Source organism: Zhurongbacter thermophilus, from assembly GCF_026184435.1.
Classification (GTDB): domain Bacteria; phylum Coprothermobacterota; class Coprothermobacteria; order Coprothermobacterales; family JAADFF01; genus JAADFF01.
Genome location: NZ_CP046447.1, coordinates 158,986 through 172,023, shown reverse-complemented (window position 1 = coordinate 172,023; position 13,038 = coordinate 158,986). Strand labels below are relative to the sequence as shown.

The 13,038-nt window shown below is 41.1% G+C and carries 10 protein-coding genes; 5 read left to right on the top strand and 5 right to left on the bottom strand.

Going from position 1 to position 13,038, the window contains the following annotated elements; all coding sequences use genetic code 11:
• Positions 1–12 precede the first annotated feature (12 nt).
• Positions 13–2,097 (bottom strand): methyl-accepting chemotaxis protein, encoded by a 2,085-nt coding sequence (locus tag GM182_RS00745; RefSeq protein WP_449186694.1) that lies wholly within the window; start codon positions 2,095–2,097, stop codon positions 13–15.
• An 89-nt stretch (positions 2,098–2,186) separates the two neighbouring features.
• Between GM182_RS00745 and GM182_RS00740 the strand changes: the two genes are divergently transcribed.
• Both GM182_RS00740 and GM182_RS00735 read left to right on the top strand, forming a co-directional pair.
• Positions 2,187–3,575 carry a TldD/PmbA family protein gene (locus GM182_RS00740; protein ID WP_449186693.1) on the top strand — a complete coding sequence of 463 codons (1,389 nt, stop codon included), beginning with the start codon at positions 2,187–2,189 and terminating at the stop codon, positions 3,573–3,575.
• Entirely contained in the window at positions 3,572–4,849 is a 1,278-nt protein-coding gene (locus tag GM182_RS00735) for a TldD/PmbA family protein (RefSeq protein WP_449186692.1), read from the top strand. The genes GM182_RS00740 and GM182_RS00735 overlap by 4 nt, the downstream gene beginning before the upstream one ends.
• Positions 4,850–4,869: 20 nt before the next feature.
• On the opposite strand, the gene GM182_RS00730 is transcribed toward GM182_RS00735, so the two are convergent.
• On the bottom strand, positions 4,870–6,954 hold the full coding sequence (locus GM182_RS00730) for a methyl-accepting chemotaxis protein (protein ID WP_449186691.1): 2,085 nt from the start codon (positions 6,952–6,954) through the stop codon (positions 4,870–4,872).
• A 167-nt stretch (positions 6,955–7,121) separates the two neighbouring features.
• Between GM182_RS00730 and GM182_RS00725 the strand changes: the two genes are divergently transcribed.
• From GM182_RS00725 to GM182_RS00715, 3 genes are read left to right on the top strand one after another with little or no spacing between them, the layout of a single operon-like run.
• Complete coding sequence (locus tag GM182_RS00725) at positions 7,122–8,945, top strand: sensor domain-containing diguanylate cyclase (protein ID WP_449186690.1); 1,824 nt, start codon at positions 7,122–7,124, stop codon at positions 8,943–8,945.
• Positions 8,927–10,003 carry a GGDEF domain-containing protein gene (locus tag GM182_RS00720; protein ID WP_449186689.1) on the top strand — a complete coding sequence of 359 codons (1,077 nt, stop codon included), beginning with the start codon at positions 8,927–8,929 and terminating at the stop codon, positions 10,001–10,003. Before GM182_RS00725 ends, GM182_RS00720 begins: the two co-directional genes overlap by 19 nt.
• A gap of 27 nt (positions 10,004–10,030) precedes the next feature.
• Positions 10,031–10,954 (top strand): hypothetical protein, encoded by a 924-nt coding sequence (locus GM182_RS00715; RefSeq protein ID WP_449186688.1) that lies wholly within the window; start codon positions 10,031–10,033, stop codon positions 10,952–10,954.
• Here GM182_RS00715 and GM182_RS00710 read toward each other — a convergent pair.
• The 3 genes from GM182_RS00710 to GM182_RS00700 form a co-directional block, all read right to left on the bottom strand.
• Positions 10,951–11,478 (bottom strand): hypothetical protein, encoded by a 528-nt coding sequence (locus GM182_RS00710; protein WP_449186687.1) that lies wholly within the window; start codon positions 11,476–11,478, stop codon positions 10,951–10,953. The two genes, GM182_RS00715 and GM182_RS00710, sit on opposite strands and share 4 nt — an antisense overlap.
• A 4-nt stretch (positions 11,479–11,482) precedes the next feature.
• Entirely contained in the window at positions 11,483–12,349 is an 867-nt protein-coding gene (rmuC, locus tag GM182_RS00705; protein ID WP_449186686.1) for a DNA recombination protein RmuC, read from the bottom strand.
• Positions 12,350–12,509: 160 nt separating this feature from the next.
• A complete protein-coding gene (locus GM182_RS00700) occupies positions 12,510–13,037 on the bottom strand; it encodes a TetR/AcrR family transcriptional regulator (RefSeq protein WP_449186685.1) in 528 nt (175 codons plus the stop codon).
• Between the last annotated feature and the right edge of the window lies 1 nt (position 13,038).

The window sequence follows — 13,038 nt, the reverse complement described above, 5'->3', positions numbered from 1 at the left end:
TCACCAACACAATTACTCAGACAATACTCTCTTAAGATGATTAATATCTGTACCAAGTTTTTCTGCACTATTTACAAGATTGTCAGACAACTTTCTCTGGTCCTCCGCAATATCAGAGAGCTTTCCAGCAAGGTTATCAATAAGATCTGTTAGCTGTGTAAGTCTCTCCATGGAATCACCAACTTCCACAGTAGAAGCAGAAAGTTCCTCAGATACAGCAGCCAGATCATCTGACATGGCTGCAAGTTTCTTCACATCTTCTGATGTCTCCTCAAGCCCCTGAGAAACAGATATACTTCCCTTAATAGCCTCTTTAAGATCATCTGTTGTTTTATGCACATCATTTGCAAGGGTTGTGGCAAATTTTGATAGTCCAGACATGATTTCCTGTATCTTAGCAGCAGATGCCTTTGACATCTCTGCAAGCTTTCTTACCTCATCGGCCACAACGGCAAACCCCTTGCCCGCCTCACCGGCACGGGCTGCCTCAATAGCGGCATTGAGGGCAAGGAGGTTAGTCTTATCTGCAATACCAGTAATTTCCTCTACAATAGCACCAACGTTTTCAGACACACGCTGAAATTCAGATGTCAGGGCATTAATATCCTCCATCTGTCTACCAACATTTTCAAACACACTAATAATATGAGTCAGCTTATCAATATCATCAGAGACTTCTCTCTCCATCTTCTGAGAAAAAGAGGCAAGTTCAGATGCACTATGAGACAGAGAAGCTGCTGCAGCTTTAATACCATCAATATTATCGGAAATAGATGATGCAGCACGGGATAAGATATCCGTTTTTTCTTCTAGAGTCCCTGCCACCTGTTCCATATCTTTAGAAGCCAGAGCTACCTTCTCACTAATATTTTCTAGCCCCCTCATAACATCTTCAATAGATACAGTTTCCTGTTCTACTTCTGCAAGAATATTCTGTATACGCTCACGGGCACGCTCCGATTCAGCCCTAGCTCTGAGGGCCTCGGCGTATACATCGGCAAAGTCAACAAGAAGGGCAATGCTACTAAGCACAGAAGCACCAAGAAGTCCGATAGATGTAGCAAGAACAGGCAATGTAATAATGCCAACAACGTCAAGTATAGCAAGCACATACGAAGCACCAAGAAATGCCAGACCACCAAGAATAATGCGATCTATACGGTATACAGCCTTACTGATGTAGACAACAAGCACATAAACATACAATAGTATCAGGGCCAGATAGTAGTAGTTATAAAGGGTCTTATAGATATACAATGTGGGGCTAAATATGGTAATGAGTGATGCCAGTATATAATGACCATAAAATACATTCTGTTCCCACTTCTTCAGGTCCCTAAGAAACAGAATCATAGCCTCGAGGTATAAGCCAACACCAATAAGCATGGCATCTACAACGATTTTCTTAAAGAGAAGGTAATTTATAGGGATGTTGACGGCTACATAATCAAAACTTGTTATAGACAACACAATAAAAGCACTTCCAAGTAGCCAGTATTTTTTCATACGACTACCGGTAAGCAAGGCAAGCATGAGGAAGATAAATCCCATGATAAGCATAATAGAACCGCTAGCTACATATATCCATTCGTTCCAGAAATTGAAGATATCTCTGAATGAAAAGACACTGTACGCACTCCTTGAAAGAAATGGCGGAGTTGCAGAAAAACCATATGTGTGAAGATATGTCAGCTTTAGCGTCAATTTATGATTACCAGAGGAAAGATGAACGGGATAAACCTCTGTTTTGTGCCACAAGTTCAGGTATTTGGCCTTACCAAGGTCTCTTGAAGCTATTTCTTTGCCATCTATATATAATATATATCCTCCTCCTGCATCAACGCGGGGAAGAACAAGATAATATAAATCGTCACTATTTACAGAGAAAGTCGTGTATAACTCTATCGACTTAAACTCGTTGTTATTTACTAGTTTGCTGGATAATGGGAATAATTCACCATCTGATGTATACCACCTATCAAGGATTATCTCTGGTGAATATTTATGAATATCCACAGCAGACCATATGCCATAGAACATAACCATGGCAATAGCAAACATAACAAAATACAAGATAACATTCTTGCCTATTCGCACAAGGCATCACCTCCAAAAAACATATACCAGTTAATTATCCATTATAAGTTGAAAAGCCGTATAATATCCTACAGAAGGGAGGGGATGACATGAAAGATATTTTTAACACTTTAAAACATGGACTACATTCAATCTACCACACACAGGTCAGACTGCACCGTAGACAAGTGAGAACTATTCGTGTAGAAAACGGTATTGTCACAGAAAACAAGTTTGACGAAAAGATGGGAGTATCGGTCAGGGTGTATATAGAGGGAGCATGGGGATTCGCCTATACATCGGATATATCCCCATCGGGGCTAAAAGAAGCTCTCGAAAAAGCCACTGCAGGTGCCAAGGTCATAGGCATTCATGAAAACATCAAACCTCTTATCCATCCTGTGATAGGAGAGTTTTTTCCTCCTAAAATCACCATACCCGCAGAAACCGTTTCACTAAGAGATAAGGTTAACCTTATACTGGAGCTTGACAACAGACTGAAAAACACAGACAACCGTATTATCTCATCTATAGTAAGATATACAGAACTGCTTGATGAAAAGTGGATCATGAATACCGATGGAACTAAAGCGTATACCAAATATCCCAACCTTGAGCTCATTGCATTTGCAATGGCCGAAGAAAATGGAGATAGGGAAGAATATGCCGAGGGTATTGGTATAACAGGTGGCTGGGGCGATATGCTCTCTTTTGACCCACATGGCAAAATTGACAAGGTCGCCAAAGTACTTCTTCAGAATCTTCATGCACCATATCCAGAAAGTGGAGAAGCTATCGTCATACTAGCTCCCGAACTGGTAGGTCTACTTTCTCACGAGGCCATAGGACATACTGTAGAGGCAGACTTTGTGCTATCTGGATCTATTACAGCAGGCAAACTGGGACAAAAAGTGGCATCAGAAAAAATCACACTAGTAGACCATCCACATCCTGACTTTGCCCCATATGCCTCAGGCTGGCTACCCTTTGACGATGAGGGGTCTGAAGCCAAAGAGGCAATCATCATAGAAAAAGGCATATTAAAGGGTTATATGACAGATAGCATTACATCCCAGAAACTGGGGCTTGACAACACGGGCAATAGCAGGGCATGGCTGTATATGGACGAGCCCATTGTGAGGATGAGAAATACATACATACTTCCAGGTAACGATACTCTGGAGGCAATGATTGAGGCCACAGACGATGGTTATCTCATGGTAACGGCATTTGGTGGCGGTCAGGCCGATGCCAATGCCGAGTTTATGTTTGGTGTAGGAGAAGCGTATCGCATTAAAAACGGTAAGATAGCTCACCCTGTAAAATCTGCCACCATATCGGGACAGGCATTCGAGGTGCTTAGCCATGTAGACATGGTAGGAAACGACATAAAGCTGGAGATGGGTACAGGTCACTGTGGCAAATTCCAACCTGCCAAGGTTGACGGTGGTGGGCCACATCTAAGAACCCGCATGAAGATAGGGGGTAGATCACAGTGAAGAGAGAAATATTCACAGCCTATAATGACAAGGCACATGCTTTTGTAGAAAGTGGCAGGTTAAAAACAGTATCATATGGCAGCTTTCAGGCAATTGGTATCAGGGTTATAGAAAATAGTAGGCAAGGATTTGTATCGGCCATAGGCAGCACAGACATAGACAAACTAACACCAATGGCGAGAGAAATAGCAAAGACATCCCCAGAAGACCCATTCCTTGATATAGGTCGACCCGGTAGATATCCAGACATTACTGGTATATACGATGAAACCATAGACAAGATAGATATGGTCAAGACGGCGGCGGAACTTGCCAAGAAATTTCTGGAACTTGCCAAAGAAACCGACAGTCGTATATCTGTAGACTCACTGATGGTAGATATAGAAAAGACAGAGGTATCTGTAGAAAATACAGAAGGTGTCAGTGTCTCAGAAAAACGCACAATATTTTCTATGGGTATAGCCGGCATGGCCATAGAAGGTGATGAAGTTTCATCATTTGACTATATATCCGTAGAAGATGTCAACTATGAAAGATTCATAGACAGAGTTGAGTCAGAGCTAAGAACATTTGTCAAAAGACTTGTAAAAACACTGAATCCCAGAAAGGCACCTTCTTATAAAGGACTAATTCTTTTATCTCCCCGTGCCGTAGAAGACATCCTCATAGACTTTATCACCTATCACGCCAGCGGACTGAGGGTTGTAAGAAACGCCAGCATGTGGAAAAATAGCATTGGAAAACAGATAGCATCGCCTAAACTTACAATTATAGATAATCCACTTGTTGATGGCTCTCCTTACGCAACAGCATTTGACAGAGAAGGAACACCGACATCGCTAACCCCTATTATCAGTAAGGGAACACTGGAAAGCTTTTTCCTTAATGCATATGCATCTAAATATCTGGGTATGGTCAACACAGGACATGCCAGCGGTGGCTACTCCTCCGTTTCCGGAGTAGCACCCCACTGCCTAAAGATAGACAGCACAAGCAGCCTTGATGACATGATAAAGTCTATAGACAGGGCCATACTTCTTGAGAGGTTTTCTGGCAATATCAACTATCAGACAGGTATGGTATCTGGTGTTGCCAAAAACAGCTTCTTCATAGAAAATGGCGAAATAGCATATGGTATCACAGATACCATGGTGTCATTTTCTGTGCTGAATATACTAAACGGCATCGTAGATATCAGCAAAGATATACAAATGCTTAACACAGGACCAATGCCATATATATTGGCAGAGGGAGCAGAGATTATAGGAGGATAAGGGAAAGCTTGAGGGTAGGATTACCTACCCTCAAGCAGTTCTTGGAGCCTTCTAACATTATCCTCAAGGGCTTTAGCCCCTTTAAGAAGGTCTTCTGCCAGTTTCTCCTGTTTCTGACTACCCTGTGTGACCTTTTGGGAAACAGCATCTACTGTTTCAGACAGTTTAAGGAGATTCTCTGTAGAGCGACTGACTTCCTCTGTGGAAGCTGTTAGCTCCTCTGACACAGCAGCAAGGTCTTCTGCCATGGTAGACAGTTTCTCAACATCATTAGCTGTATCTTGTAAGCTACTGGCTACCTCTTCTCCACTACGGGTTGCCTCACCAAGAGCCTCAGTTGTAGATTTCACATCCTCTGCCAGCCTGCTGGCAAACTCAGAAAGTCCTGACATAATTTCCTCAATTCGACCAACAGATTCTGTAGACATCTCTGCAAGCTTTCTTACCTCATCGGCAACAACGGCAAATCCCTTACCGGCCTCACCAGCCCTTGCTGCTTCAATGGCAGCATTGAGGGCAAGAAGATTGGTCTTCTTGGCAATATTTCTAATCTCCTCGATAATAGAACCAACCTCAGAAGACACTTTAGAAAATTCCTCTGTTAGGGCATTGACCTTCTGCATTTGCTGATTAAGGCTACTAAATGTGGCAATAACAGACTGAAGATTTTCAATATTCTCTCTTGTCCTACTCTGCATAGACATTGAAAAGTTACTAAGAGCACCTGCACTATCGGCAAGAGATTGAGAGGCCTTGCGAATACCTTCTATATTGTCAGATATCATAGCGGTAGCGTCTGTCAGGGTATCAACCTCTTTGCTTAAACCTTCGGACACACTCAACATATCTTCTGCTAAACTTGAAACATCTGTACTAACTCCCATAACCGTGTTCATAACAGCACCAATAGCATCTGCTGTCTGTTCTACACCTTGAAGTACCTCTTCTATCTGCTGTTTAGACTTTAGAGCCTCCTGTGTGGCCTCATGGGCCCTCTTGTACACATCCGAGAAATCAATAAGCAAAGCTATGGCAGAAACAACAACTGCTAAGAGGATACCGATGGCTACAGGATCTATGATAAGGTGTAAAACACCGAGGGCACCTAATATGCCAATGATATAAGATAACCCCATAAATGCCAAACCGCCAAGAACAAACTTCTCTGCTGTCTGCTGGGCAGAAACAATGTAAAAACCTGCTGTGTAGAAATACAGTAGCAAAACAAAGACATACATAAGCTTGACAAATGTGGCAAAGGCCGTATAGCTGGGAATGAGGAAACTCAGCACAACAACCGCATAATAAGCATAAAGTAGTTTTGCAAACCACGGTTTTAGACTACCTTTAATAAACACAAGCATAGCCTGAAGGAAAATAACGGCACCAAGCATCATGGCAATATCACGAATCTTTTTCATGGTGAAATAGTCAATAGGCAGGTAAAAAATGCTCTCCTTCAGTGTCGTTACATACACAAGGATAAATGCTATACCAAACAAGAGATAACTTTTCATCTGCTTACCTGTCAGGAAATACAGCATGATGAATAGCAGACCCACAATGACCATAACCGCACCATCGGATAGAAAAATACCTTGATGCCAGTAGTTATTGACATATTTATACTCATATGCTCCCCAACTATCGTCTGTAATAAATGCGGGTTGGGTTGTAAAACCATATCCATACTTATAAGATAAATCTATCTCTATCTTATGGCTGCCGGGAATAAGCTTCATAGGGAAAACCTCAGTTACAGGAGCAGAATTGACATATGCCGCCTTGCTTTTCTCTATCTGTCCTACCAGATGGTCATCAACAATGACCCTATAACCTCCTCCGGCTACAAGGTTGGGTATAACCAGATAATACACATCTGCCTTATCTACACTAATTGTCGTCCACAATGAGGCCCTTGTGAAATCAGACCTGTAATCCTCCACAAATCCGGATACTTCCCTTCCACCAGTGGCATGCCATTTATCGATAATAATGGTAGGCTGATACCTATCCATAGATAGTGTAGCCACAAATCCAAAATAGACTATCACTATAAGAAAAAACAACACAAGAAATATCAGTGTATTCTTGATAACCCTCACAATTGGCACCTCCTCGGTAATATTAAAATCAATCGATAATATTCTTGTAGGAGTATATTCTACAGTAAACTTAGCCTGTAGAACCAGCTCTCGGATACGAATAATTTTATATTCACAAGGGATTATAATAGAAATATACATTATCAGCACACATAACGAGGGGACACATGGCAAAAAGCAGTTTGGGGAAAACATTAATCAGTACAGTGGCTATGTTTGTTATAGTAAGTTTTATTGTTGTTGCCATCCACTATAGCAGAACATCATCAGAGATGACAAAGATACTCAAGAAGAGAATAGCCTATACCCAAGAAATCACCTCCAGTATGAAAAAACTATATGCATCCATGGACAACAAGTGGAAAAAGGAACGCATCAACTTTACAAGACTACAAACCATAATTATCGCAGATTCTATTAACCTTGCATATCAAACAACAGGTAGTGTCGGATTTGCCAAAGAAGTGGCAAATGTACTGGTCAAAATGACCTATAGCTTTTCTAAGAACACTTATTCATATGTTCTTGACATAAAAACTGGCCTTACCATAGCACACCCTATAGACACATCAACATCTCCACCCCAGTACATTACAGAAAAAATCACTGGGGCATGCCCAGAAGGTCTCATATCATATAAATGGTATAAGCCCGGACAGGAAATACAAACAGAAAAATTCTCATATATTAAGTGCATCCCGTCTCTACATTGGGCAGTAGGAACTTCTCTGTACTTAGAAGATATTGAAAACTCTCTAAGTGCAGTAAAGCAATATATAGCCGACACAATCGATACGCTGGCCCATCCACTTGAAGGATATATAGATTTTCACATATACAACAAGCTACCTAAGGAGCTATCAGATATACAACCAACGGGTACAGTTATAAAAAGAAGCAGAGCCTATATAGGCATCATACACAGTAACCTCACAGGGCTTTATTATGTGTACAGCATTTCAGAGCTAACGATTATACAAAAAACCTTATGGTCCGCACTGCCATTTCTGCTAATCATGCTATTCCTGCTTGTTGTACTGTATTACAACATTAAGACAACCATGGAAAAAGAAAAGCTACTTGAAGATATATGGGATGAACTGGCAGGCATAGAACATGCAGGTACCGTTAGCAAAGAAAAACTGCTTTCCATGATTAAGAAGCGTATAGAGGAAATAGAAACAGCACTAACCATCAAAGAATTTGTCGGCGAACTGTCATCACTCATCGCCGCAGCCGGTACACTTACAGAAGCACTGGAGTATATGTACCACTATCTTATGGACCCCTTCAAGCTTAAGGGCTTATACCTCTATATAGAAAAGCAAGGTCGCAATGTACCTGTCACTCATATGGGCCAGAACACAGGAATAGCTTTGACTATACCACTCAACATTAATGGGAGAAAGTACAACCTTACCATCTACACAGAAGAACCGCTCTCATCATCGGAAATAGAGATACTGGGAGAAATTATCCGTTCATTTATAGCCAAACTGGAGGATATCGATGAATCATTAACAGATCCACTAACAGGTGCATATACCCGTAGATATCTTGAAGACTATGCTTCAGAACTTATAAGCAAAGAGGGTAGTGCAGCCGTACTTATGTTAGATCTTGACCATTTTAAAGACGTCAATGATACACTAGGACATGAAGAGGGCGATAGGGTCTTAAAAGAGGTTGTAAGCCGTATAGAGAGCACCATAAGACCATCAGATGTTGTCATTAGAATGGGTGGAGACGAATTTGTTATTATAATGAAAGATCTCAACTATAATGCCATGTGTCATGCCGCAGAGCGTATTAAGGAACACATCAAAGAACCACCTATTACCAAGGGTATACCTGTTAGTGCATCAATAGGTGCCGTATATAAAGAAGCAGGTAAGGATATAGACATAGAGACATTAATCAAACTCGCCGATAAGGCCATGTACAAGGCCAAAGAAAAGAGGGATAGTGTTGTATGCGTACAGGTAGATTAGTAGGGGGATTTACATTATTGAGCGGTGCTATTATCATCACCATATATTTATGGGTAACCAAAGGTATGATGATTGGCATATTGGTAGGCATTGCATCATCACTAGCACTATTAGGGGGCATTATTATTGGCAAATCACTAACAACAAGTAGAATAGCCTCCCTTCTTAAAGAAGAAATCTCCGAAGTAGATGAGGATGGTATAGCCCATATCATAGAACGATTCAAGCGGGGCTTAGACAGCGCTAAACCATTGGCGGACCTTGCTATGCATCTTGAAGAGGTAATGGATAGGGAAACGGCAGCAAGGGTAGGAGCAGCGTATCTCCTGGCAACACTACCTATCTTTGAGATCTCCTTAGAGGTTATTAGTCCTCGCGGAGACAAAGAAGTTATATCAACCGTATGGGGAGATAGGGAAAAGCCTGAAAATAGCAGACGTATAGTACTTCAGAAAAAAGATGCAGAAGATAATGTGCTTATTCTCAGTATTACAACAGATGAAGAACATGCCCGTGAAACAACAGAAATAGGTATGCAAGTGTTGGAAATTATTATCAGAAGGTGGAACAATCTCATTAAGATGTATACCGACCCACTAACAGGGGCAAGAAATAGAGGATACCTACCCGTACTCATGCAGAGGCTTAGAGGCCATACAGAAAGCATTGCCGTCTTCATGATAGACCTTGACCACTTCAAAGAAGTCAATGACACACTCGGTCATGAGGAGGGCGACAAAGTGTTGGTAGAAGTTGTCAACCGTATAAAAAAGGTGCTTCGTAGTGGTGATGAAATTATTCGATACGGTGGAGACGAGTTTGTCATCGTTATCAAAGATGTAGGGCTTCGGGTTACGTATAGCATTGCAGACCGTATTAGAAAAGCTATTGCCAATCCTCCCATTGTTAAAGAAATACCGGTAACAGTCTCTATAGGTGTAGCCTATAAGATGAAAAATATTCCTTTTGAGCCAGAAAAAGCACTAAAAATAGCCGATGAAGCACTATATAAAGCTAAGGAAAAGAGAAACACGTACTATATATTTGAGGCGGCATAAATGATAAGATGCAGATGAGGTGATAGCATGACAGATCATATAGAAATACCAGAAACACATACAAGGGCACTGGCAACATATACAGTGTTTTTACTTGACCTTGAAGATGTGGCCACGATACCGGCATCTCACTTTTTACAGGAAAGTGCAGAAAGCTATGAGGGTCTACTGCCACAAATAGCAGAATCCGATAGGCTTATGTTTGACACCATTATGGGTATTATCACAGCCCATGTCATAAGCGCACTACTGCCACCTGTCTTCGCACCGTCATTTGAAAGCGAAAACCCCCTTATACAGGTCAAAGGTACCATTAGACTCATGCAAGGGGAAGAGGTCATGTCTTGGTTAAAGAGTTCTCTAGAAAACACTGTTATATCGCTTGTAATAGAAAACTCTGAGCTTATAGATGCATTTGCCGAAGAGATATCAGATATGACAAGTCAATTTACAGAAACCGATGACATAGCATCCTTACAGGAACTCAGTCCTGATACATTTGTTGAAATATATAAACTCAGTACAGGGGCTGGCAAGAAACTGTTGCAGGAGATACCCATTATTATCACACAGGCAAACCCTTTCACCACCATGATGCTTGAGCTATATTCTTCGGTGGCTGTTGGTGTGCAGACAAGTCTTGTGCTTTCACTAAAGACCGATGGCTGGGACGAAGAAAAGGAACTAACTGTAAGCAAATTCACCACCTACATGATTGCTTACCGTTTATCGAAACTCTTTGCCCCACACATCTACCATCCACAGGATATGGGAACAAGTGCCCTAAATAAACTCGTCAAGGGAAACATCATTAGAAATTATGCTGAGCTCTTACGTAAAAGCGTTGAAATTATGGAAGATATGAACATGTCTGGTATATCGTGGGAAGACATGAGAAAAGATCCCCACATCTTCCCCGAGGTGCTACGGCAAGCCAGAGATAGTGTCTAAGACGCATACACTTTATGCTTCACCAGCGGTCTAAACACACCATATACATAGTAGAGTTTGTATATATTCCATAAGGCAATGAGAAGTGAACCCCAAACCCAACCTTTTGCTGTGTCAGACATGAGAATAATGGCCAATGCAATTGTATATGACACAAGACCCAGTATACGGGCCCATTTCTCCACTGTTGCAAGGAATATAAATCTCCTTACACTCTGCTCTGACTTTAGAGATTTAATGACCTGCCACGCCTTTTCTGGATATAAAACGCCATTTTCAGCCTGCTCACTAAGGGCATCCCACCATGTTTTTTCGCAATCCTTTAACTTTTCACTGCCTCTATCGTAAAGCTTGTAATAATCTGAAGATACCGATATAAAACCCAGCACCTCAAACCACAAAAAAGCTCTTGTTGCCGTACAATCCTTTCTCTTCAGTTTCATAACAGCCAATACCTCTGCTGTTATAAAGAAAATCATAGAAAGCAAAAAGGAGAAAAACGCAATACTTGCCAGTGTATTCATATATCTATACCTCCTTTATCCGTCTGAGCTTTTCATTAAGGCTCTCCAGTCGTGCAATCATATTCCTACTATGCCTGAGAACCTTTTCGCTCTCTCCAAGGATATCATCTATATCCTTCTTAATGGACGATACTTTCTTGAGGGTCTCCTTATGCTTCTGGGAAGCATCGACAAGAGATTTCATCATATGGGCCGATCGAACAAAGGCATAAAGAGATGTAGGTCCTACAATATATACTCCCTTGGAAAAGGCATAGTCTATTAGATGAACATTTTGGGTAATTTCTGCAAAAAGAGTATCAGATGGAACATACATCAGTGCAAATCCAGTATCAGAATATGGCACATACTTTGCAACTTCATCAATACGGGCTTTCACATCAGACTCATTACCATAGGTAAACTTGCTATCAATAGGTACTCTGATCACAGCATCACCCATATCGAGATTGAGAAGTACATCTACACGATAAGGACCCATAGTAACCTGAGACTCATATTCACCGGGAAGTAGTATACGCTCTAAGAGAAACTGAAGTATCATTTCCCCGCTCCGTCCTCGGTCTCCAATGATACTCTCATATAGCTTTGTTATCTTAGGAGATACTTCTTCTAAAGAGCGGAATATTTGAGAAACCATTTGAGTACTGGTAAATACATGTTTATCCACATTATCAAGTATAGATATCTTGCCATCAATCTTACCAATAGCCATATTACCCTGCCTTATCTCCTGGGTAAGGCTACTAATAATATTCTGGAGACGATTGATTTCAGTATTTAGTCGCTTTCGTTCAGAGATATACCATAATGTCAGTAAAATGTTGTATAATAGAAAAACAGCTAGTGCAACACCCAAAAACAATTCCATGTATTTACCACCTACCTATTGACATATATTTGCAGCTTTGGTAAAATATTATCACGAAATAAGGGAACATAGGAGAGGAACCACCTCCCTTCCCCCTCCCCTCCCTCCTATGAAATAAGGGCACCGAGAGACGGTGCCCCTTTGTGTTTTATATGCACTTTTATGCATAAAAAACTGCATTATGCAAAATTTTCTTCAACTCTTCTCTATCAAGTTCTCTATCCTCTACCCATATGCACATAAATGTTCCCAGTAACACCATAGCAGACTCGTATGAAGCGCGTCCTCCAAACATAAATATAAAGGCAAAAAGCCTGTCAATAATTCTTCTACGAAGCATTGGTTCATTTGTCATTGCTTGGGCAAATATACGCCAAAGCTGCAAAGAACGGTTTTTCTCTTCAATAATAGAGGCAATAAGTGTATCAAGGGCCTCTTCAGCATCACTGGCAGTTTCCTGTGACTTGGTAAGCATCATACGGAACTTTTCCAATGCACTATCTACAAGATACTGCCACAAACTCTCTTTTCTATCAAAGTATTGGTAGAATGTACCTTTAGTAAAGCCTGCCAACTGCATAATCTCTTCAATTTTTATATCGTCGAATCGTTTGTTTTCCATAAGTTTAAGTACTGTCTCTGCAATGCTGTCTCTTATTTCCTCCCTGTAACTCTGTCTTCCCCGCATT

Coding starts and splice junctions, on each gene's coding strand:
- GM182_RS00740 (WP_449186693.1), top strand. CDS start 2,187: ATGAAAGATATTTTTAACACTTTAAAACATGGACTACATTCAATCTAC.
- GM182_RS00725 (WP_449186690.1), top strand. CDS start 7,122: ATGGCAAAAAGCAGTTTGGGGAAAACATTAATCAGTACAGTGGCTATG.
- GM182_RS00720 (WP_449186689.1), top strand. CDS start 8,927: ATGCGTACAGGTAGATTAGTAGGGGGATTTACATTATTGAGCGGTGCT.
- GM182_RS00715 (WP_449186688.1), top strand. CDS start 10,031: ATGACAGATCATATAGAAATACCAGAAACACATACAAGGGCACTGGCA.
- GM182_RS00710 (WP_449186687.1), bottom strand. CDS start 11,478: ATGAATACACTGGCAAGTATTGCGTTTTTCTCCTTTTTGCTTTCTATG.
- rmuC (WP_449186686.1), bottom strand. CDS start 12,349: ATGGAATTGTTTTTGGGTGTTGCACTAGCTGTTTTTCTATTATACAAC.
- GM182_RS00700 (WP_449186685.1), bottom strand. CDS start 13,037: ATGCGGGGAAGACAGAGTTACAGGGAGGAAATAAGAGACAGCATTGCA.